This is a genomic window from Saccharopolyspora sp. 7B (assembly GCF_020177435.1).
Taxonomy (GTDB): domain Bacteria; phylum Actinomycetota; class Actinomycetes; order Mycobacteriales; family Pseudonocardiaceae; genus Saccharopolyspora_C; species Saccharopolyspora_C gregorii.
The window spans coordinates 1-21388 of sequence record NZ_JAIUKC010000179.1 but is presented as its reverse complement, the minus strand read 5'-3'; the positions used below and the strand labels follow the sequence as shown (position 1 = coordinate 21388).

Sequence of the window (21388 nt, the reverse complement as noted above, 5' to 3'; positions counted from 1 at the left end):
GCGCGCCGCAGAGCGGTCATCCGCTCCGCAGGCGCGCTCGCCCACTCGCTCGATCGAGTTGTACGACCCACCACCCGCGACCCGGCCGGGGAGTTCCCCGTCACCGGCGCGCGGGCCGGTCCGCCGCGGGACTCACCGCGCGATCTGCTGACCGCCCGGTTGCCCCTGCTGCTGCCAGTGCCGCATCGCGTGCTGCACCAAGGCGATCAGCGCCTGCTTGGTGGACTGCTGGTCCCGGGCGTCGCACGGTCCGATCGGCACGTGCGGCCCGATCGCCATCGCCTCCCGGATCTCCTCCATGCGGTGCTGCAGTTCGCCGTTGAAGCAGTTCACCGCGATCAGGTAGGGCAGCCCGCGGTCTTCGAAGAAGTCCACTGCGGAGAACGAATCCGCCAGCCTCCGGGTGTCGACCAGCACCACCGCGCCGATCGCGCCCTTGACCAGGTCATCCCACATGAACCAGAAGCGCTGCTGCCCGGGCGTGCCGAACAGGTACAGGATCAGGTCCGAATCCAGCGAGATGCGGCCGAAGTCCATCGCGACCGTGGTGCTTCTCTTGTCCGGTGTGGCCGCGAGGTCGTCCACGCCCGCGCTGGCCTCCGTCATCACCGCCTCGGTGGTCAGCGGGACGATCTCGGAGACGGAGCCGACGAACGTCGTCTTGCCGACACCGAATCCGCCCGCGACGACGATCTTCGCCGAGGTCGTGGCACCGCGCTGGGGGGCGACCGGCCCCCGAGCGCCTCCTTGGGGAGCTCTATAGCCGACGGAGTCCACTCAATACCCTTTCCATCAACAACAGGTGTGGTGCGCTACCGCTTTCGGTCACCGTCTGGTGCACGGTGACCATCCCCAGTTCCGCCATGTCGGCCAGCAACACCCTAGCCACCCCGATCGGAACGGAGAGCAGCGCTCCGACTTCGGCCACCGACCTGGGATGCCGGCACATTTCAGCGATCGACTCGTGTTCCATCCGCCCCGCCGAGCCAGGCCGGTAGGCCTCGCTCGTGGACACGAGCGTCTCCATTTGCAGCTCGTAGTTCGACCTGGTCCGGCCACCGGTCCAGGTGTACGAGCGGATGGCCGCGGGAACCTCGGCCTGCGGCTCCGGTTCTCGCTCCGGTGCGCCGAACGCCCCCCTGGACTGTTCCGGCACCGGTTCACCACCCCCCGCTTCCGGTCGGCCCGCGGGCTGCCCCCCGACGGTCCACGGAGCCGATCCCGCCGTCCCCGAACCGGGTTCCGGGGACCCGCCCCAGTCCGCGTCCGGTTCGCGGTACGTCGGGCCTTGCGTTTCCCACTCCAGCGGGGTTTCGAACGGATCGCGCCGGTCGAACGGATCCGCTGGAGGCCGGGCGGTGGGTCGCCGGGAGTGCGGCTGCCCCGACTGGGGTTGCGGTGCACCCGCGTCTCCCGGGCCCTGCTCGGCGGCCGAGTCCTCCGCCTGGTCCGCCTTCTTCCGGCGCCCGCGCCTGCCGCGGCCGCTGTCGAAGGTGAACCCGTTCATCACGTCGGCGAAGGTGTTCTCGTCCGGCTCGTCCCGTCTTCGGTCCTGCTCGCCGAACTCCGGATCGCTCATCGCGTCACCTCACCGCGGCCGGGCGGGAGAACGGATTCCTCGCGCCCTGCAGCTGGTGCCGCAGCTCCGGGGTGAGCATCTGGCCGACGCGTTCCACCAGCATCGCCATCTCGTAGGCGATCAGGCCCATGTCGCACTGCGGCGCCGCCAGCGCCGTCAGGCAGGAACCGTCGCTGATGCCCATCTGGATCAACGTGCCGTACTGCATCTCCACGATGGTCTCGGTGACCTCGCCCGCTTCGAAGCACTTCGCGGCACCGTTGGTCAGGCTCAGCAGACCGGACGAGACCGCGGCGAGCTGTTCCGCGCGGTCCTGCGGCAGGTTCGCCGAAGCGGTCAGCAGCAGTCCGTCCGCGGACACCACGATCGCGTGCGCCACGCCGGCGACGCGCTGGGTGAAGTCCGTCACCAGCCACCCGAACCGCCGGGACATCGTCTCCTGGGGAGTCATGCAACCTCCTGGCTTGTGGTCGTGGAATCGCCGAGGTCTGTCCGAACGACTCCGTGTTGCCGAATCGGTGGAACCGGACGCGGTCCTCCGCGCCCTCAGTGGCCTGGCTAGCGCTCCTTCTTCCGGTGGGGACCATCAACGACGACGTTCGAGTTCCGCACGCGCCCTCCCTACGACTCGTCCGGCGCCCGGTGCCTGCCGCGCTCGACACCGGATTGGAAGCTGGACAACCTGCCGCGCAGCGCGCTCGCGTCCCGTTCGGGGCGCTGGCCCTCCGGCCTGCTCGGACCGGCCTGCGCGCTGCCCGGGGCCAGCTGCGCCTTGGGGGTGCGGCGGGGCAACCCGGACTCGGTGAACGAGGTGGGGCTGAGGTTCGTGACGGCTTCGGCCTGGCGCCAGGACTCGTCGGTCGCGAAGGTCCAGCCGCCGTTCCCGTTCCCGTTCGCCGCCGGGGTTTCGTCGTCGGCGATCCGGCTGGAGCTCCCGGCCGGCAGGTCCGGGCCGTCCGCCTGCGCGGGGCCCGGGTCGGAACCGTCCTGCGACGACGAGGTCATGGCGCCGTTCCTCCCGAAACGCAGGCCGCCCTGCAGGTCGGCCAGTCTGCGGCTCAGCTCCTGCGGGCTGCGCTCCGCCGGGGAACCCGCGGCGGGGGCCGCGTCCGCGCGGTCCTGGTCGAGCTCGCCGATGCCGAGCGGGTCGTGCTCGTCGACGTGCACCACCGGTTCCTCGGCGGGGCCGCTGCCGTTCCGCCGCGGGAGGCCGGAGTCGGTGAAGCCGGGTTCCGGGGCGTCGACGGCCTCCGCGGCCTTCGCCTCGGCTTCGGCCTCCGCCGCGGAATCCGCGGTGAACGACCAGGAACCGCTGTCCATGATGGACGTCGCCTGCTCGTCACCGGGCCATTCCCGGCGCGCCTCCTGCTCGCGGGAGTACTCGTCGAGGTCCTCGTCCGTGATGGGCTGGAACCACTGGGTGGAGACCTCTTCGAAGATCGGCGACGAGGCGTCGTCCGCGGCGGCCGGGGCGTCCTCCGGCGCCGGCGGCCACGCCAGGTCCGAGGAGGTCCAGTCCGCGGCGAAGTCGTGCGAGTCGGCCTGCTCCGGGATGTCCACCGGGGTGAACAGGCTGCCGAGGTCGCCCGCGGACTCCTGCTGCGAGGGGCCGACGAGGCCGGCCGCCGGTTCCCGCTTCGGCAGCGGGGAGTTCGACGTGTCGCCGGGCGTGAGGAAGCCGGTGTTGAACGTGTTCCGCTCGCCGTCCGGTTCCGCCGTGCTGAACCCGGTCTCCGCCGGGTCGGCGCCGCCGGGACCGACCGGGTCCGCGGTGCCGAAGCCGGTGCTGAACCCGGTCTCGGCCGCGAAGCCGGTCTCGGCCGCGAATCCGGTGCCCGTGCTGAAGCCGGTCTCGCCCTCCGCCGTGCTGAACCCGGTCTCGGCGGTGCTGAACCCGGTCTCGCCGCCCGCGTTCCACACGAACCCGGTGTCGTCGTGCTGCGCACCGTCGAGGGCGGACGTCATCGGCTGCGGGCCGGTCCCGAAGGAACCGGAGGTCGGCATGTCGTGGTGCGCCACGCCGTTGCGCTGCCCGCCCATCGCAGGCGTGGGCTGCTGCGGGACGGACGCGCCCGCCACCACGTGCTCGGCGGGGATGTTCACAGTGGCCCGCACACCGTCCACATCGGGGCCGCCGTGCAGCTGCACGGTGACGCCGTGGCGCAGTGCCAGCCGGGAGACCACGAACAGGCCCATCCGGCGCGAGGTCGCCAGGTCGTTCTCGTCGACCCGGGACAGCCGCTCGTTGGCGGCGGCCAGTTCCTGGTCGCCCATGCCGATGCCCTCGTCGAGCACGTCCACGGTGATCGACCCGTCGCCGGCCTGGTAGCTGGAGACGGTGACCGAGGTGTCGGGCGCGGAGAAGTTCGCCGCGTTGTCCATCAGCTCGGCCATCAGCCGCACCAGGTCGCTGGCCGCGTGGCCCAGCAGCCGCACCTGCGGCGGCGGCTGCACGACGACCCGCGGGTACTGCTCGATCTCGGAGACCGCGGCGCGCAGCATGTCGCCGAGCTCGGTGGGCCGGACGAACCGCCGCGCCAGGTCGCTGCCGGAGAGCACCATCAGGTTCTCGTTGTTGCGGCGCATCCGGGTCGCGAGGTGGTCGAGCTGGAACAGCCGGGACAGCTGGTCCGGGTCCTCCTCGTCCTGCTCCAGCTGCTCGAACAGCCGCAGCTGGCGTTCCAGCAGGCCCTGGCTCCGGCGGGAGACGCCGACGAACGATTCGCTGTAGCCGTGCCGCAGCGAGGCCTGCTCGGCGGCGAGCCGCAGCGCCTGCGCCTGCACCTCGTCGAAGGCGCGCGCCACCTGGCCGACCTCTTCGGTCGTCCGGACCGGCAGCGGCCGCAGCTCGCGGGCCTCCTCACCGGACCGGATGCCCGCGACGGCGTCCGGCAGCCCGTGCTGGGCGGCGTCGAGCGCGCCCTGCCGGAGCAGGCGCAGCGAGCCGATCAGCTGGCGGGTGATCGTGGTGATCACCGCGGCGGCGATGATGAGCGAGGCCAGCAGCAGCGCCGAGTCCCAGCCCGCCGCGTTGCCCGCGTCCTCGCGGAGTTCGCTCGCCCCGGCGCGGACCTCGTCGGCGAGGTCGTTGTGGCCGTCGTCGATGAGCCCGACCACCTGGTCGGAGATGTCGTTCCACTGGGCCGCGGTCACCGGCAGCTCGCCACCGCTCATCCCGGCCATCAGGACCTGGGTGAGCATCGCGTTGCGCTGCACGATCTCCGGACCCTGCGTGGTCGCGTCCAGGCGCTCCTGCCAGTGCCGAGCGACGGTGGCGCGGGCGTCGGCGATCTTGGAGACGAGCCGGGCGCGGGAGCCCTGCAGCGCGTCGCCGGACTGCGGCGCCAGCTGGCCCTGGGAGAGTCCGCTGAGCACCCAGGCCTGCTGGAGCCGGACCTCTTCCATCATGGCGAGCATGTCCTGCAGCGCCGATGCGGTGGCGGCCAGCGTCGGCTCGGACACGGTGCTGGTGAGCGCGCGGTCCAGGGACAGCACCGAGGTGATGGCGGCGCTGTAGGCGTTGATGGTGTCGGGGGTGGACAGCGATTCGCGGCGGACCGCTTCGCGCGCGCCGTCGAGCTGTTCGAGCGCGGTGTGCACTTCGTGGTGGCGGTCGTCGACGATCTGGCCGTAGTCGATCTCACCGGGACCGGCGGAGTGCCCGATCTCCTCGTCGACGGTGGCGAAGGCGGCGTCCACTTCGGCGACCCGCCGGTCCAGCTCCTCGGCGTTGTTGATCAGAACGGCGGCGTTGCGCTCGTTCTGCAGCGCGGCGACGAGGGGTTCGACCTTCTGCGCGCCGTCCAGCACGTGCGCGACGCGCTCGTACTCGTTGGCCTGGTCGACCTGCCAGCGGATCTGGGAGATGCCGAGGCCGACCGCGAAGATCACCGGGACCAGCACGACCGCGGCGAACTTGACCGAGAGGCTCCAGTTCCGCCACTGGCCTAACCGTGCCCGCTCGCGCGGGGGAGTCGACGCCGTCACGAGCACCACCTCGGCGTCGGCCGGTCGGCCCTGCTCAGCAGGCGACCTCTTTCGAGTGAACTTGGCGTCGGGGAACGGCGCATGCGTGTGATCCCGCAATCGTCGTCTGGGTTGTCGGGGGGAAAGCGGTCCGGCGGCGGGCAGGCTCGTAGTCGGCGGGGCGAACTTCCAGCACAGAACCGTATCGGTGCGGTGGCTCCAGCGAGACCGAGCGTTACCGAACCGATCGCTACGGGCTGTGCCGGGACTGACGGCATTCCGGACACGGACACCTAACCGGGGCGAAGGAAGAGGAGGCGGTCTGCTTTCGGGTGCCTGCACTATAAACCCTGCCCCCGGGAAACAGCGGAGGGCGTTTTCGGCGCAATCGACTCCGAGCAACACCGCACGTCACGTCTTCCGGGGACGGCTCCGCACCTACCGGAACGAGGAATTTTTCACTGCGCGGAAGCAGGTTCACCTCCGGACGATCGCTGTCGGCGCTCCCGGAAAACCTTCGCCGCCGCGAGCAGCCGTGTGGTCGAGGTTCAACCGGACGTGTCACGGGACGCCTGAGGCACCCCACGTTCATCACTCTTCGTGATCGATCCGTCATCCTGTGTGGCGACATCTCTTCCCAATTGCGGCAGAGAGGTGGTTAACTTCGCCGCCGCTGAGCTTCGACATCGCATCCACCGGGTCCCCCGAGTTCCGACCGACCCGAACAGAGAACTTCCGGGAAGGAAGCATGAGCGACGCCACTCGAACCGCAATACGCGCTTACCCGCAGCACCGGGCGCGGAGGCAAACCCCGAAACCCTTCGCCGGAATCGAGCGCAGCACCGACATCACGCTGCGAACCGGTCCGGATTACCCGGCCATCGCGTCCAGCGCCGAATTCCACGACCTGCGCCGGAAGGTGATCAGGTTCGTATTTCCGATGACCGCGTTATTCCTCGTCTGGTACCTCGGCTACGTCCTGCTCGCCGCCTATCAGACCGAGCTGATGGCCCGCCCCGTGCTCGGATTGATCAACATCGGGTTGCTGCTCGGAATCGGGCAGTTCGTGTCCACGGTGCTCATCACCACCGCCTACGTCCGCTTCGCCGAACGCTCCGTCGACCCCCTCGTCGAAGAGCTGCGCGCCGAAGTGGACGCCTCCACCGCGCCGGCCGCGGACGGTGACCGGCGATGAACCACCCCCTCCCCGCCGTCGCGCAGGACTCCCCGGGCGGCTCGCTGCTGCCCGCCGACGGGCCCGCGGTCAACACGGCGATCTTCGCCGGGTTCGTGCTGCTCACCCTGTTCCTCGTCTACCGGGTCAGCAGCCGCCGCAGCACCACCGCCGACTACTTCGCCGCGGGCGGCTCGTTCACCGGCGCGCAGAACGGCATCGCGCTCTCCGGCGACTTCCTCTCCGCCGCCTCGTTCCTCGGCATCGCGGGGGCGATCGCGGTGCACGGCTACGACGGCTTCCTGTACTCCATCGGATTCCTGGTCGCCTGGCTGATCAACCTGCTGCTCATCGCCGAGCGGATGCGCAACACCGGCCGGTTCACCATGGGCGACGTGCTCAGCTTCCGGATGCGCAAGCGCCCGGTCCGCGCCGCGGCCGCCGTCTCCACGCTGGCCATCACCTTCGTCTACATGATCGCGCAGATGGCCGGGGCCGGCGGGCTCGTGGCCCTGCTGCTCGACGTGCACGGCGCGGGCGGCCAGGCGATCGTCATCGCCGTCGTCGGCGTCGTCATGGTGCTGTACGTGCTGGTCGGCGGCATGAAGGGCACCACGTGGGTGCAGATCGTGAAGGCCGCGCTGCTGTTCCTCTGCGTCGGGATGATGACGATCTTCCTGATCGGGAAGTTCGGCTACGACCCGTCGAAGCTGCTGGTCCACGCCGCCGAGAACAACCCGAACGGCCGGGACATCTTCGCGCCGGGCGTGCAGTACGGGCTGTCCTCGATGACCAGGTTGGACTTCGTCTCGCTGTCGCTGGCCCTGGTGCTCGGCGTCGGCGGGCTGCCGCACGTGCTGATGCGCTTCTACACGGTGCCGAACGCGAAGGAGGCCCGCCGCTCGGTCGTGTGGGCGGTGTGGACGATGTCCGCGTTCTACCTGTGCACCCTGATCATCGGGTTCGGCGCGGCGGCGCTGGTCGGCACCCCGACCATCCTCGACGCCCCCGGCGGGGAGAACTCGGCGGCCCCGCTGCTGGCCTACCAGGTGGGCGGCACGTTCCTGCTGGGCATCGTGGCCGCGGTCGCGTTCGCGACCATCCTCGCGGTGGTCGCCGGGCTCACCCTGACCGCGTCGGCCTCGTTCGCCCACGACATCTACGCGAACCTGATCCGGGACGGCAACGCCGACTCCGGCCAGGTCGTGCGGGTCGCGCGGTACACGGCGCTGGCCATCGGCGGGGTGTCGATCCTGGGCGGCATCGCCGTCAACGGGCAGAACATCGCGTTCCTGGTGGGGCTGGCGTTCGCGTTCGCGGCCTCGGCGAACCTGTCCACGCTGCTGTACTCGCTGTTCTGGCGGCGGTTCAACACCTCGGGAACCTTGTGGGGGATCTACAGCGGACTGGTGTCCTGCCTGGTGCTGGTCGTGCTGTCCCCGGTGGTCTCCGGCTCGCCGGACTCCATCTTCCCCGGGGTGGACTTCGCGCTGTTCCCGCTGCGCAACCCGGGCATCGTGTCCATCCCGATCTCGTTCCTGTTCGCCGCGATCGGCACGCTGTTCAGCGAGGAGACGCCCGATGAGGACCGGCGGGCCGAGATGGAGGTCCGCTCGCTGACCGGGATCGGCGCGGGCAAGGGCTGACCCGCTCCCGCGGGGCGTCCGGAGGTGCGGCTCCGGGCGCGTCCGCGCCGGTCCGGACGGCGCCGCTTTCCCCCGGAGCGGTCGTCAGGATCCCGTCCGGGGTTCGAATCCGACGCATTCCGCGACCGGCAGCCCCGGATAGCGCGGAATCCGCTCATCCCATCCGGCTCGGGTGCACCGCATGTACGTGACGCCTCGTCGCGTGCGGTTCAGCGAGGGGTGCTCGCAGTACCGGCACAACCCGGCGGGAACGGCCAAACCGTCCCAGGGATCCGCGTCGTCCATCGTTTCCTCCGGTCCGCTCCGGCTCGGCGGCACGGTTCCGCGTCGGTCCGCGGCGGGCTCGCCGGAATGCCGCCGCACTCGGCGGGAAGCTTAACCGCCACCGCGATGTGGTCACTCAGCGGTGAACCTGACGATTCAGTTCACCGCATCGTGGACACTTGCGAAGTAATCGTGATCGCTCACCGCTGTCCTAGCGCGAATTCTTTTCGGAGTTCGGCAGGCGTCGGCACATTCCCCGAAGCACACGATCGGACACTCCCGGCGAACCCTCCGCGGCCGATAAGATGAACGGCGCGTTGATTGGTTCGGCTACGGGGGAAACGTCGGAACGATCTCTTCGCGAAACTCCCGGCCGGGAGCGTTCGGCCCGGCGCGGGAGCCAGGGGGAAAATCATGCACACGATCCGGAACGCCGTGCTGGCGGGAGTCGCCGCACTGGTGCTGCAAGTGCACGGCCTGGGGGCCGGAGTCGCGCACTTCGTCTTCGAATTCGGCCAGCGGCTCGCCGAGCTGAGCCGGGACGCCGGTCCCGACCGCGCCGAGGACTTCCGCGTGCCGGGGGTGAACCTGCGGGCCGGTCCCGGCACGTCGTCGGTGGTGGTGGGCGTCGGCAACCCGGGCGATCGGGTGGTGCAGCGCCGGGAGGTCGAGGGCGAGCGGGTGACCTGCCCGGACGGCCGCACGCGGCACACCTGGTCGCAGGTGCTGGACCGGCGCACCCGGGTCACCGGCTACGTCAGCTCCTGCTTCCTGTGACCGCCGCGCGGACCGGGCCGGTCAGGCGGTGGCCCGGGCGGCCGCCCGCCCGGCGGTGCGCCCGGAGAACAGGCAGCCGCCGAGGAAGGTCCCCTCCAGCGAGCGGTATCCGTGCATGCCACCGCCGCCGAACCCGGCCACCTCACCGGCCGCGTACAGCCCCGGCAGCGGCGAGCCGCCCGCGCCGATGACCCGCGCGTCCAGGTCCGTCTCGACCCCGCCGAGGGTCTTGCGGGTCAGCAGCGTCAGCCGGACCGCCACCAGCGGACCCGCCGCCGGGTCCAGCAACCGGTGCGGCGGGGCGACCCGCACCAGCCGGTCCACGCTGTAGTGCCGGGCGGCGCGGATCAGCGAGATCTGCGCGTCCTTGCCCAGCCCGGAGGTGACCTGCCGGTCCCGTGCCACGATGTCCCGCTCCAGCCGCTCGGCGTCGATCAGGTCCGCGCCGGTCAGCTCGTTCATCCCGCGCACCAGCTCCGGCAGCGTGCGCCGGGTGACGAAGTCGGCGCCGCGCTTGACGAACTCGGCGACCGGGCCCGGCGTCACCTCCCCGCCGCGGGCGAGCACCTCGGCGACGTTGCGGCCGGTGAGGTCGGGGTTCTGCTCCGAACCGGACAGCGCGAACTCGCGGCTGATGATGCGCCGGTTGAGCACGAACCAGGTGTGGTCGTGGCCGGTGGAGCCGATGTGCGCCAGGGTCGCCAGGGTGTCCGCACCGGGGAACAGCGGCGGCGGCAGCCTGCGGCCGAGCGCGTCGATCCAGAACGAGGACGGTCCTGGCAGGATGCGGATGCCGTGGTCGGTCCACACCGGATCGTAGTTGCGGATTCCTTCGGTGTAGTGCCACATCCGGTCGGAGTTGATGATGCGGCCACCGGTGTCGCCGACGACCTCCAGCATCCGCCCGTCCACGTGGTCGGGCACCCCGGCGATCATCTTCTCCGGGGCGGGTCCGAGCCGCGCGGGCCAGTTCCGCCGCACCAGGTCCAGGTTCGCGCCGATGCCGCCGGAGGTGACCACGACGGCCTGCGCGCGCAGGTCGAACTCGCCGATCGCGGTGCGGGAGCTGCGCTGGCCGCGGGACACCCCGCTGGCTTCCAGCACCTCGCCGCGCACCCCGTCCACGGCACCGCCGGTGGTGGTCAACCCGGTGACCCGGTGCCGGAAGCGCAGCTCCACCCGGCCGCGCTCCTCGGCGGCGCGCACGCGGCGCAGGAACGGCTCCAGCACTCCGGGCCCGGTCCCCCAGGTGATGTGGAAGCGGGGCACCGAGTTGCCGTGCCCGGTGGCCAGCGATCCGCCGCGCTCGGCCCACTGCACCAGCGGGAACAGCGACAGCCCCTGCTGCCGCAGCCAGGACCGCTTCTCCCCGGCGGCGAAGTCCACGTAGGCCTCGGCCCAGCGGCGCGGCCAGTGGTCGTCGGCGCGGTCGAACCCGGCGGTGCCCTGCCAGTCCTGCCAGGCCAGCTCGCGGGAGTCGTGCACGCCGAGCCTGCGCTGTTCCGGGGAGTCCACCAGGAACAGGCCGCCGAAGGACCAGTGCGCCTGCCCGCCCAGCGAGGCCTCGGGTTCCTGGTCGAGCAGCAGCACGCGGCGGCCGGCGTCGGCCAGCTCGGCGGTCGCGACCAGTCCGGCCAGTCCGGCACCCACCACGATGACATCGGCGTCGAACGCCACCAGCGACTCCTCTGCTCACCCGGTCGGAAGCTCTGCGAACTATAGGCCGCCGCGCCATCCCCGACACCAGTCCGCGGGCGCCCGCTCCCGCGTTCGGCGGTGGACGTTGGGCTGAACCGCTCAAGGAGCTGCCGCCACCAGGTGGCGGACATGCGGTTATCAGCATCTGACAACGCCTCTTCCACGTCGCGGGACGTTCCGGCCAGCCTGTGAACCAGGACACAGCTCAACGGAGAGGAGTCCGCGTTGCGAGCGGTCAGAGTGCACGCCTACGGCGAGAGACCCGTGGTCGAATCGGTTCCCGATCCGGCCGTGCGGGAACCGCTGGACGTGCTGGTCGAAGTCGGGGCGGCGGGCGTGTGCCGCACCGACCTGCACATCATCGAAGGGCAGTGGGCCGACAAGAGCGGCGTCGCGCTGCCCTACATCATCGGGCACGAGAACGCGGGAACGGTCCGCGAGGTCGGCAGCGCCGTGAGCAACGTGCGGCCCGGTGACAAGGTCATCCTGCACCCGCTGGTCACCTGCGGCCTGTGCCGCCCCTGCCGTGGTGGGGACGACGTGCACTGCGAGAACTCGCTGTTCCCCGGCATCGACACCGACGGGGGCATGGCGGAGCTGCTGCGCACGAACGCCCGCTCGGTCGTCAAGCTGGACGACGGGCTGGAACCCGCCGAGGTGGCCGCGCTCGCCGACGCCGGGCTCACCGCCTACCACGCGGTGCGCAAGGCGGTGCCGCTGCTGCACCCGGGCGCGCACGTGGTGGTGATCGGCGCGGGCGGGCTCGGCCACATCGGGTTGCAGTCCCTGGTGGCGCTGACCCCGGCCGAGATCACCGTGGTGGACCGCTCCCCGGAGGCGCTGCGGCTCGCCGAGCAGCTCGGCGCGCACCACGCCGTCCGGGCCGACGGCGGTCAGGTCGACGCGGTCCGGGACATCACCGGCGGGAAGGGCGCCGAGGTGGTGCTCGACTTCGTCGGCGAGAACGGCACCGAGGCGGACGGGATCGCGATGACCCGCGACGCCGGTTCGTACTTCGTCATCGGCTACGGCGGCCGGCTCGACGTGCCCACCATCGACGTCATCTCCCGCGAGATCAACGTGGTCGGCAACCTCGTCGGCTCGTACCTCGACCTCGACGAGCTGATGACGCTCACCGCGCAGGGCAAGGTCTCGCTGCGCACCCGCACCTACCCGCTCGACGCCGCGCTGGACGCGCTCGACGACCTCGACTCGGGTCGCATCCCCGGCGGCCGCGCCATCCTCGTCCCCTGACCCGCCCCACCACGGAGGTTCGCCATGTATGAGAAGGACGGAACGAAGTACTTCATCGTCGACAGCCACATCCACGCGTGGGACGGGACGCCGGCCAACCAGGCCAACCGCTACGGCGAGGGCTTCCTGAACTGCTTCTTCGACTACCACCGGAACCTGAGCCCGGAGTCGGAGATCTGGACGCACGAGCAGTTCCAGAAGCAGAGCGAGGAGAAGATCCTCCACGACCTGTTCGAGGTCGGGTACGTCGACAAGGCCATCTTCCAGCCGACCTACCTCACCGACTTCTTCGTCAACGGCTTCAACACCACCGAGCAGGACGGTGCGCTCGCCGAGAAGCACCCGGACAAGTTCATCGTGAACGGCGGCTGGGACCCGCGGGACGGCGAGGCCGGGCTGGGCGCGCTGGAACGGCTGGCGGAGCGCTGGCAGCTCAAGGGCACCAAGCTCTACACCGCGGAGTGGAAGGGCGAGTCCAAGGGCTGGAAGCTGACCGACCCGTGGTCGTACCGGTACCTGGAGAAGTGCCAGGAGCTGGGCATCCGCAACATCCACATCCACAAGGGACCGACGATCTACCCGCTGAACCGGGACGCGTTCGACGTGGCCGACGTCGACGACGTGGCCTCGGCGTTCCCGGAGCTGAACTTCATCGTGGAGCACGTCGGGCTGCCGCGGCTGGAGGACTTCTGCTGGATCGCCACCCAGGAGCCCAACGTCTACGGCGGACTCGCGGTGGCCATGGCGTTCATGCACCACCGGCCGCGCTACTTCGCCCAGATCATCGGTGAGCTGCTGTTCTGGCTGGACGAGAACCGGATCACCTTCTCCAGCGACTACGCGATCTGGACGCCGAAGTGGCTGGTGGAGCAGTTCGTGGACTTCCAGATCCCGGAGGACATGCAGGACGAGTACGGGGTGCTGACCACCGACGTCAAGCGCAAGATCCTCGGCCTGAACGCGGCGCGGCTCTACGACATCGAGGTGCCCGCGGAGATGCGCGCCGCGGAACCCGCGGTCCCGGCCGGCCGCGAACCGGTCGCCTCCGAGCTGAACCAGGAGGTGCTGTCGTCATGACCACGGCCGTGAACCTGGAGACCGAGGTGTGGCGGGCGCTGGACGCGGTGCTCGACCCGGAGCTGGACCAGCCGGTCACCGACCTGGAGTTCGTGTCGCGGGTGGCGGTGGACCGCTCGGACGTGCAGGTCGACCTGCGGCTGCCCACCTACTTCTGCGCGCCGAACTTCGCCTATTTGATGGTCGCCGACGCGCACGACGCGGTGGCGGAGCTGCCGTGGGTGCGGCGGGTGCGGGTGCGGTTGCTGGACCACTTCGCGTCCGAGGAGATCAACGCGGGCGTCGCGGCCGGGGACGGTTTCGACGCCGCGTTCCCCGGGCTGGCGGCCGGTGAGCTGGAGGAGCTGCGCACCACGTTCCTGCGCAAGGCGCACCTGGCCTACCAGGAGCAGGTGGCCCAGCAGCTGCTGCGCTCGGGCACCGGGCTGGAGCAGCTGGTGCAGGTGCGGCTCGGCAACCTGCCGCCGAGCCAGGCGCTGGACCGGCTGCGCAGGCGGCGGGACCAGCTGGGCCTGCCGTCCGGGCCGGACGCCCCGCTGCTGGTCGACGACGCCGGCGCACCCGTGCCCGTCGAGGGGCTGTCCGCGCGGTTGCGGTTCGCCCGCACCACGCGGGTCAGTATCGAGGGCAACGCCGGCTGGTGTCGTGGCCTGCTCGACACCCGGTACGGGCCCGGCGGGGGAACCGCCCGGCCTGGCCTACATTGAGGAGCATGGACGCGCTGCCCACCGGCGGACGGAATCCGCAGCACAACGGCGCCAAGGCGCCGGCGGGGACGTTGCAGTCGGTGGGCCGCGCACTGCGCGTGCTGGAGGCGATCGCGGCCTCCCCGTGCGGGGTGAGCGCCAAGTCCCTCGCCGCCCAGCTCGACCTGACGTTGCCGACGACGTACCACCTGCTGACGACGCTGGTGGAGGCCGGGCACGTGGTGCACCTGACCGACCAGAAGGTGTTCGCGCTGGGCTACAAGGCCCGCTTCCTCGGGCAGGCCCTGTCCCGGCAGCTCGCGGTGCCGCCGGAGATCGCCGCGGCGATCCGCCGGTTGCACCACCACGCGGACGCCGCCGCGTACTACGCGATCTACCGGGACACCGAGGTGGTCATCGCGCACGTGGAGGACTCCGACCGGCGTCCTCGGGTGCAGCCGTTGGACGTGGGGTTCCACCAGGCCTCGCACGCCACGGCCTTCGGCAAGATCATGCTGGCGGCGATGGAGCAGCAGCAGCGGGCGCGGTACCTGGAGCAGGCCGGGATGACGCCGTGCACGCCGTCGACGATCCGCACCCGGGAGGCGCTGGAGGAGCACCTCTCGCACGTGCGGCAGTCGCAGATCGCCTTGGAGATCGCGGAGTTCCAGCCGGGGCTGGCGTGCATGGCCTCGCCGGTGTTCGACCCGGCGGGCTGCGTGACCGCGTCGGTGGCGATCTCGCTGCCGATCGCGGAGTTCCGCGCCCGGCGGTGGGCGGTCGAGCGCGCGGTGCGGCAGGGCGCGGTGCGGGTGACCCGCGCGCTGGTGAGCCGGCCGAGGGGCTGAACCGGGTTCTCCGGTCTGCCGCCGCCACTGCGCGGCGCCAGACCGGAAATCCACTCGGTCGGGGTGTATCCAGCTGAAGTGCTGGCGCTCGCACCACGGTTTCGGGAATCTGGATCTAGTCCGGGCCACGTCTTGGGCCGACAGGACACCTCTTCCGAATTCCCCTTGCTGTGAAAGGAGATCCAGCATGTCCGCTGCCGCCACCACGATCTCGAACCCGCGTCGCCGAACTCGTCCACTGTGGACCAGAGGGCGCTCCGCGCTGATCCCGTTGCTGGCGCTGGGCATCGCGCTGGGCGGGCTCGGCGGAGCCGCGAACGCGGGTCCCGCGACACCGGTCCCCTGCCAGGACGGCGCGTTCTGCGCCTACCCGCACGTCGAACTCCAGGGCGAACCACACCGCGCCGAACTGCGCGCGACCGCCGTGGAGGAGTGCGTCGCACTCCCGGCCGAGCCCGAGGTGAAGTCCTTCGCCAACCAGACCGGGAAACCCGTCACGGTGTACCAGGACCCGGACTGCGACACGCACGCGGACTTCGCCACCTACCCGTCCGGTTCGCACGCGCCGCGGTCCGACTACGTGCCGCGAGCGATCAAGATCTGGTCACGCTGATCCGGCGTGGGGGGGGGGGGGGGCCCCCGCCCCCGCCCCGCCCGCCCCCCCCCCCCCGCCCCCCCGCCCCCCCCCCCCCCCCCCCCCCCCCCCCCCCGGCCGTTCCCGCCGCGCCCGGCACCAGCACGCGCAGCAGCCGCCGGGCCGAGCGCTCCCAGGTGAACCGAGCGGCCTGCTCGCAGCCGCCGCGCACCAGTTCGGCGCGCTGCTCGGGATCGTCCACCTCGCGCACCGCCGCGACGAAGGCCGCGACGTCCCCGACCGGGAAGAACCGGGCGTGACCACCCGTCACCTCGCGGAAGATCTCCAGATCGCTGCACACGACAGGAGTTCCGGCATGCATCGCCTCGATGATCGGCAACCCGAAGCCCTCGTCCCGCGAGGCCGTCACCAGCGCCGCCGCCCCGCGCAGCAGCGTCCGGTAGGCGTCCTCGTCGATGCCGTTCCAAAACACCACGTCCGAACCGGACGGCACCTGGGCGCGCAGCTCCGCCTCCCGGGCGGGGGCGATGCGGCTCAGCAGGTGCAGGCGGTACCCGGGCAGCGATCCCATCCCCGCGATCAGCGTCTCGACGTCCTTGTAGGGCATGAACGAACCCATGTAGACCAGTTCGCGGACCTGCCCGGCGGGGGCCTGCTCGGCGTCGACGGGCTCCGGCAGGCCGGACGGCGCGTTCGGCACCACCGTCACCGGCCGCCGGGTCAGGCGGTGGCGCCGGATGAGCCGCGGGGTCGTCTCGCTGACCGTGACGACCGCGTCCGCCCGGTTCAGCAGCAGCCGCTGCGGCCAGTAGGCGCGGTGGTACAGCCGCCAGATCACCCGCACCGGCAGCGGCAGGAAACCGGGCGGTTCCGGGTGCCGGTAGTAGATGAGGTCGTGCAGCGTGAGCACCAGGCGGTAGCGTCGGCCGAACCCGCCGATCACCTGCATCGGGCTGAACACCACGTCCGCGCCCAGCGCGTGCAGCCTGCTCGCCAGGGACAGCTCCCGCACCGAGAACGGGCTGTTGATCTTGATGTGCGGCACTTCCGCCGGCAGCAGCGCGAGCTGGCGCCGGTCGTTGATCAGCATCGTCACCGGGTGCAGGGCGTGCAGCGCGCGGATCAGCTCCGCACCGAACCGGCTGATGCCGTCGTGCGCGTCGGTGCGCGTCCAGCGGGCGTCCACGAACACCCGCGCGGGCCGCCCACCGCCAGCGGGGAGCTCCCCGTCCCCGTCCGCCGGATCGCGGGACTCGTCGGGGCCCGGCGTACCGGCGGTCCCGGCGCGTCCGGTGGGTTCGGTGGTTCCGGCCGGTTCGGTGGTTCCCGTCGGCTCGTGCGGCTCGATCGGATCGGTCGGCCGGGCGCTCAAGACTCCCCCAAGAAGCGGTCGATCGCGTGCGCGGCGGCGGCCGGCGTCTCGTAGTGCACGAGGTGCCCGACGCCGGGGATCACCACCAGCTCGGCATCCGGCAGGCCCGCGAGGAGCTCGCGCTGCCCGGCCAGCGGTGCGATGTCGTCGGACTCCCCCGCGATCAGCAGCGTCGGCAGCGTCAGCGACGCGCTGTGGTCGGCCACCGTGCCGGTCACCGAAGCCTCGTAGGTCTCGGTGAGCAGCGCCGGGCTGTGGAAGCGGGAGAAGTGGCGCTGGTGGCTGTCGTGTACGAACCGGCGCACCTCCGGGTCGCGGGTCCGCAACATCGCCAGCCCGGTGCCCCACACCACCAGCCGGTTGGCCAGCAGCGCCCGCCCCAGCCGCGACGGCAACGCGGTGCCCAGGGCGTAGTACAGCGAAGTCAGCCAGGACAGCACCACCCGCGGCCCACGCAACGCGGGCGTCGAGATCGGGTTGACCAGCACCAGCCGCTCCACCAACTCCGGACCACGGGAGACGACGTGCGCAGCCACCATCGAACCGAAGGAATGCCCGAGCAGCACCACCGGCCGGTCCCGCCCACCGAGGTGCTCGATGAGCTCGATGATCGCGTCGGCGTAGCCGGGCACGTCGTGCGCGCGCCCGGTCATCGGCCCGGAGTCGCCGAACCCCGGCAGGTCCGGGACGACGACGGTGCGACCACCGCCCAGCCGCGCCACGATCGGCTCCAGCCCGTGGTGGGTGCCGCGCAGTCCGTGCACCATCACGATCAGCCGGTCCGCTTCCTCGTCCGCCGAGGTCTCCGGCGGCTCCGAGGTCTCCGGCGCCTCGTCCGGAGCGCTCGACCGGTAGGTCCAGAAGTGCAGGTCCGAACCCTGGATCCGCGCCACCTGCGATTCCGGCCGCAGCTCCTGCTCGTGCGCCGCGGTGCCCAGTGCCGGTGTTCTGCTGCTCATGGCGGCTCCTCAGCTGGCCAGCTCGGCGGGCAGCTCGACGGGTGTCACCCCGTCGTCGTGCGCGAGCGCGTGCCGGTAGATCGATTCGAAGCGGGCCAGCACCGCGTCGATGTCGTGCTTGCTGCTGACCAGCCGCTCCCCGGCGGCGCCCATCCGGTCGATGGTGGCGCGGTCCGCGAGCACGTCGTCGATGGCGTGCGCCAGGGCGTGCACGTCCCGCGGCCGGTAAAGCCAGCCGTTCTCCCCCGCCTCGACCAGGTGCGGCAGCGCCATCGCGTCCGCCAGCACCACCGGGGTGATCGCGGACATCGCCTCCATCGTGGCGAGGCTCTGCAGCTCGGCGATGCTCGGCATGCAGAACAGGTCCGCCCTGGCGTAGGCGTCGAGCAGCTCCTCCTCGTCGACCAGGCCCGCGAAGTGCACCCGGTCCGAGATGCCGAGCTCCGCCGCCAGCTCGCCCAGCGGTTCGCGGCAGCTGCCGTCGCCGACGATCTCCAGGCGGGTCGGGTGCTCGGTCTTGAGCAGCGCCATCGCCCGCAGCAGGTCGTCGATGTGCTTCTCCTCGTCGAGCCTGCCGACGAACAGGACGGTGCGGGTCGCGGAGTCCGGGTCCTGCTTGCGCAGCTCCTGCGCCCGGCGCCGGTACCGCCCGACGTCGATGCCGCAGGACACCGGCACCGCCGGCCGGGAGAACCCGTTGTCCTGGAGCAGCTGCACCGCGCGCGGCGTGGGCGCGGTCACCAGCTGCGCCTTGCCGTAGTGCTTGATCAGGTTGTGCCAGAGCAACCGCGCGCCCGCCTTCTGCAGGGCCTTCGGGATGCGCACGTAGCCGAAGATGTTCTCCGGCATGAAGTGGTTGGTGGCGATGAGCCCGATGCCCTGACGGCGCGCGGCGTTGATCAGGCCGCGGCCGATGAAGAAGTGCGACTGGACGTGCACGATGTCCGGCTGGATCTCGCGCAGCAATCGGTCGGCGACCGACGAGGCCTGCCACGGCGGGCACGCCCGGAACGTCGGGTGCGCCGGGGTCCGGTAGGACGCGACGCGGTGCACCGTCACGCCGTCCTCGACGCCGGTGCTCTCGTTGCGGTCCACCGAGTGGCAGATCACGTGCACGTCGTGGCCACGGCGGGCCAGCCCGGTCGCGAGCCGGTGGCCGAAGTTCGCCGCACCGTTCACCTCGGGCGGGTACATCACCGCGCCGATCACGATGCGCAGCCGATCTCCGCCGAACGGTTGCGAAGTCAAGTTGAACTCCCGTCAGAACGTATCCGCCGAACGTCGGCGTCGCCGTCGCCGGTCACGGTTGCTTGCACTCGCCGATCTTGGGTGTCCGGATGGTGCCGCGCGAGCGCGAACACGCCTGCGCAGGCGATCACGGCGCACAGCAGCTCGCCGATCGCGGTCGCACCGTCCACGGCATCGGCCTCACCCAGCAGCCCGATGCCCAGGCCCACCGCCACGAGCGGGTCGATCACGGTCAGGCAGGCCACGACCAGGTCCGGGGGGCCGCTCGCGTAGCCGTGCTGCAGCAACCAGCCGCCCACCGCCATCGCCACCACGATCACGACCAGCGGCAGCGGGTTGATGCTCAGCAGCGGCGCGCTGCCGAACTGCTGGACCAGCGCCCGCACCAGCAGCGAGACCAGCCCGTAGGCGACGGCGCAGCCCGCCGCGTAGGCCATGCAGCGGACCTTCGACCTGGTGACCAGGCCGACCACGCCCAGCGCCAGCACCGTGCCCGCCACCAGCTGAGTGGCGAGCAGCTGGTCGTCCGGCATCACCGGGGTGGAGGTAGCGCTGCCCGCCGCGAGGAACACGAACGCCGCGACACCACCGGTCGCGGCCAGCACCGAGAGCACCACGTGCACGTTGAGGTCGCGGGTGCGGATGCCCTGCTGGCGGGCGTTGAGCAGCACGGTGATCGGCAGCGCCAGCACGCCGACCGGCTGCACGACGCTCAGCGGCGCCAGCCCCAGCGCGCAGGCGTGCAGCAGCGCCCCGCTGCCCAGCGCCAGCAGCCCCAGCAGCCATCGCTGGTTGCGCAGCAGCCGCACCTGGCTGCGCACCTTCAAGCCGTCGTCGCCGATCGCGTCCTGCACCGCGCCGTGCTGCAACCGGGCGCCGACGGCGTAACCGCAGGCGCCCAGCGCGGCCAGCGCCACCGCGAGTGTGGTCACCGCGCACCCCGCTCCACGAAGCTCACCTGCCGGTCACCGGGCGCCGCGGACCTCGCCGGGCCCCGCCCGGCGCGGTCTGCGCGGTGCGCGACCGGGCGCGCACCACCGGTGACGACGCCCGCGAACGGACGTCCACCGGCTCCACCCCTGGTCGCTGCTGCCGCCGGCAGCCCGTGCTGTTCGTCCACACCGCTCAATCTCGCGCATCGCGGGTTCGCCCCACATCGGGGCACACCCTCAATTTCCCTGATCCGGCTCGTCCGCCGCACCGGGCCGCTCCCGCGGCCCCGCGATCCCGGGCCCGCCACCCCATGATGGCCCCGGCCCGCTCACCCCCGGGTGCACTTCCGACGATCCGACCGGTTCGCCCTGGACACCGGCGTCCGATTCGACCGAACACCGCAGCGACGACCCGTCGCCCCCGGCATCGTCCGTTCCGCGCAAGGGATCACCCGGACCACCCCGTTCGACACCCGGGCCCCGCTGCTCCCGTTCGACCGCGGCCCGCGCGATAAGACTTCCAGCTCCGCGAGAACCCGCGGGGAAACAATCAGCGAATAGCCGCGAACGGCCCGCGCGCGCGAAACGCGCGGGCGCCCCGCGGAAGCCTCGAACCGGATATCGGGAATGCGTGCCGTGAACGGTCGAACGCGGGCGGTGCCGGTTCGGTCGCTCGACGGCGCACACCTCCGGGGAATCCGCGGGCACGAGCAGCGGCGGGGTATGCGCCACATACCCCGCCCACTCATTACCTCCCGCTTGATCCACGTGCACGACTGTAGAACAAGACCCCTGAGACGCTTGTCAGCAACACAACGAACAGCGGTTTCCCGCCGCGGTCGCCGCAGCCGTTGCGAACCGCGCACATCGTTGCGCCGCAGGAATAAACGCACGCCAGCGGGCGACGACCGCACAAACAAGATCAACTAATCGCCGGTGGATCGTGATAGGACCAACACCCTGAACCGTTCCCGGTGAGCCGCGGACCGCTCCCCCGGACCTGCCGGGGGTGGGACGATGCTGCGATGCCCGCCGACCCCGGGACCGCGCCCGAACCCACCGGCCGCACCTCCCCGTCCGCCCGGCGGCCGAGCACCGGCGTCGGCCGCTCGACCCGAGCAGCCCCGGCGCTGCTCGCCGTTCCCGCACTGCTGGCCGCGGGCGCGGGCGGGGGCGCGGCCCCGCCCCGCGGGGGGGGCCCCCGGCCCCCCCCGGGGGGGCCGGGGGGCCCCCCCGCTGCCGCGCTACTCGAAGCTGGCGACCGGCGCGATCGTGCTGGTCGCGGTGTCCGGGGTGTTCAACGGCGGCACCGA

At 71.5% G+C, this 21388-nt stretch carries 17 protein-coding genes; 8 read left to right on the top strand and 9 right to left on the bottom strand.

Annotated elements, in window-relative coordinates; all coding sequences use genetic code 11:
- Positions 1-132 precede the first annotated feature (132 nt).
- The 4 genes from LCD33_RS24380 to LCD33_RS24365 all read right to left on the bottom strand — a co-directional run bounded on the left by LCD33_RS24380 (position 133) and on the right by LCD33_RS24365 (position 5566).
- A complete protein-coding gene (locus LCD33_RS24380; RefSeq protein WP_224961919.1) occupies positions 133-777 on the bottom strand; it encodes an ATP/GTP-binding protein in 645 nt (214 codons plus the stop codon).
- The gene (locus tag LCD33_RS24375; RefSeq protein ID WP_224961916.1) at positions 758-1579 is read right to left on the bottom strand and encodes a DUF742 domain-containing protein; all 822 of its coding nucleotides are present in this window, start codon (positions 1577-1579) and stop codon (positions 758-760) included. The genes LCD33_RS24380 and LCD33_RS24375 overlap by 20 nt, the downstream gene beginning before the upstream one ends.
- A gap of 4 nt (positions 1580-1583) precedes the next feature.
- A complete protein-coding gene (locus tag LCD33_RS24370; RefSeq protein WP_224961914.1) occupies positions 1584-2030 on the bottom strand; it encodes a roadblock/LC7 domain-containing protein in 447 nt (148 codons plus the stop codon).
- Between the two features lie 170 nt (positions 2031-2200).
- A complete protein-coding gene (locus tag LCD33_RS24365) occupies positions 2201-5566 on the bottom strand; it encodes a sensor histidine kinase (protein WP_224961911.1) in 3366 nt (1121 codons plus the stop codon).
- Positions 5567-6293: 727 nt separating this feature from the next.
- On the opposite strand from LCD33_RS24365, the gene LCD33_RS24360 reads away from it, so the two are divergent.
- From LCD33_RS24360 to LCD33_RS24350, 3 genes are all read left to right on the top strand, one after another.
- Positions 6294-6740 (top strand): DUF485 domain-containing protein, encoded by a 447-nt coding sequence (locus LCD33_RS24360; RefSeq protein WP_224961909.1) that lies wholly within the window; start codon positions 6294-6296, stop codon positions 6738-6740.
- Positions 6737-8365, top strand: a complete 1629-nt coding sequence (locus LCD33_RS24355; RefSeq protein WP_224961907.1) for a cation acetate symporter — start codon at positions 6737-6739, stop codon at positions 8363-8365. Before LCD33_RS24360 ends, LCD33_RS24355 begins: the two co-directional genes overlap by 4 nt.
- A gap of 678 nt (positions 8366-9043) precedes the next feature.
- Positions 9044-9406: an SH3 domain-containing protein gene (locus LCD33_RS24350; RefSeq protein WP_224961905.1), complete on the top strand. Its 363-nt coding sequence runs from the start codon at positions 9044-9046 to the stop codon at positions 9404-9406.
- A gap of 21 nt (positions 9407-9427) precedes the next feature.
- On the opposite strand, the gene LCD33_RS24345 is transcribed toward LCD33_RS24350, so the two are convergent.
- A complete protein-coding gene (locus tag LCD33_RS24345; protein ID WP_224961903.1) occupies positions 9428-11083 on the bottom strand; it encodes an FAD-binding dehydrogenase in 1656 nt (551 codons plus the stop codon).
- A gap of 246 nt (positions 11084-11329) precedes the next feature.
- Between LCD33_RS24345 and LCD33_RS24340 the strand changes: the two genes are divergently transcribed.
- The 5 genes from LCD33_RS24340 to LCD33_RS24320 all read left to right on the top strand — a co-directional run bounded on the left by LCD33_RS24340 (position 11330) and on the right by LCD33_RS24320 (position 15582).
- Entirely contained in the window at positions 11330-12358 is a 1029-nt protein-coding gene (locus LCD33_RS24340; protein ID WP_224961901.1) for an NAD(P)-dependent alcohol dehydrogenase, read from the top strand.
- Between the two features lie 24 nt (positions 12359-12382).
- Entirely contained in the window at positions 12383-13435 is a 1053-nt protein-coding gene (locus tag LCD33_RS24335; protein ID WP_224961899.1) for an amidohydrolase family protein, read from the top strand.
- Complete coding sequence (locus LCD33_RS24330) at positions 13432-14142, top strand: iron-sulfur cluster assembly protein (protein WP_224961897.1); 711 nt, start codon at positions 13432-13434, stop codon at positions 14140-14142. Before LCD33_RS24335 ends, LCD33_RS24330 begins: the two co-directional genes overlap by 4 nt.
- Before the next feature lie 5 nt (positions 14143-14147).
- A complete protein-coding gene (locus LCD33_RS24325; RefSeq protein WP_224961895.1) occupies positions 14148-14969 on the top strand; it encodes an IclR family transcriptional regulator in 822 nt (273 codons plus the stop codon).
- A 187-nt stretch (positions 14970-15156) separates the two neighbouring features.
- On the top strand, positions 15157-15582 hold the full coding sequence (locus LCD33_RS24320; protein WP_224978329.1) for a peptidase inhibitor family I36 protein: 426 nt from the start codon (positions 15157-15159) through the stop codon (positions 15580-15582).
- On the opposite strand, the gene LCD33_RS24315 is transcribed toward LCD33_RS24320, so the two are convergent.
- Genes LCD33_RS24315 through LCD33_RS24300 form a run of 4 tightly spaced genes read right to left on the bottom strand, consistent with a single transcriptional unit; the run spans position 15563 to position 20075 of the window.
- Positions 15563-16936: a glycosyltransferase family 1 protein gene (locus tag LCD33_RS24315; RefSeq protein WP_224978328.1), complete on the bottom strand. Its 1374-nt coding sequence runs from the start codon at positions 16934-16936 to the stop codon at positions 15563-15565. The two genes, LCD33_RS24320 and LCD33_RS24315, sit on opposite strands and share 20 nt — an antisense overlap.
- Complete coding sequence (locus LCD33_RS24310; protein ID WP_224963116.1) at positions 16933-17895, bottom strand: alpha/beta fold hydrolase; 963 nt, start codon at positions 17893-17895, stop codon at positions 16933-16935. Before LCD33_RS24310 ends, LCD33_RS24315 begins: the two co-directional genes overlap by 4 nt.
- Before the next feature lie 9 nt (positions 17896-17904).
- A complete protein-coding gene (locus LCD33_RS24305; protein ID WP_224963114.1) occupies positions 17905-19143 on the bottom strand; it encodes a glycosyltransferase in 1239 nt (412 codons plus the stop codon).
- Entirely contained in the window at positions 19140-20075 is a 936-nt protein-coding gene (locus tag LCD33_RS24300; protein WP_224963112.1) for a hypothetical protein, read from the bottom strand. The genes LCD33_RS24305 and LCD33_RS24300 overlap by 4 nt, the downstream gene beginning before the upstream one ends.
- Between the last annotated feature and the right edge of the window lie 1313 nt (positions 20076-21388).

What these genes read in the sequence shown, in the direction of transcription:
- LCD33_RS24360 (WP_224961909.1), top strand. Translation starts at nt 6,294, where the DNA reads ATGAGCGACGCCACTCGAACCGCAATACGCGCTTACCCGCAGCACCGG.
- LCD33_RS24330 (WP_224961897.1), top strand. Translation starts at nt 13,432, where the DNA reads ATGACCACGGCCGTGAACCTGGAGACCGAGGTGTGGCGGGCGCTGGAC.
- LCD33_RS24370 (WP_224961914.1), bottom strand. Translation starts at nt 2,030, where the DNA reads ATGACTCCCCAGGAGACGATGTCCCGGCGGTTCGGGTGGCTGGTGACG.
- LCD33_RS24350 (WP_224961905.1), top strand. Translation starts at nt 9,044, where the DNA reads ATGCACACGATCCGGAACGCCGTGCTGGCGGGAGTCGCCGCACTGGTG.
- LCD33_RS24335 (WP_224961899.1), top strand. Translation starts at nt 12,383, where the DNA reads ATGTATGAGAAGGACGGAACGAAGTACTTCATCGTCGACAGCCACATC.
- LCD33_RS24310 (WP_224963116.1), bottom strand. Translation starts at nt 17,895, where the DNA reads ATGAGCAGCAGAACACCGGCACTGGGCACCGCGGCGCACGAGCAGGAG.
- LCD33_RS24375 (WP_224961916.1), bottom strand. Translation starts at nt 1,579, where the DNA reads ATGAGCGATCCGGAGTTCGGCGAGCAGGACCGAAGACGGGACGAGCCG.
- LCD33_RS24320 (WP_224978329.1), top strand. Translation starts at nt 15,157, where the DNA reads ATGTCCGCTGCCGCCACCACGATCTCGAACCCGCGTCGCCGAACTCGT.
- LCD33_RS24355 (WP_224961907.1), top strand. Translation starts at nt 6,737, where the DNA reads ATGAACCACCCCCTCCCCGCCGTCGCGCAGGACTCCCCGGGCGGCTCG.
- LCD33_RS24325 (WP_224961895.1), top strand. Translation starts at nt 14,148, where the DNA reads ATGGACGCGCTGCCCACCGGCGGACGGAATCCGCAGCACAACGGCGCC.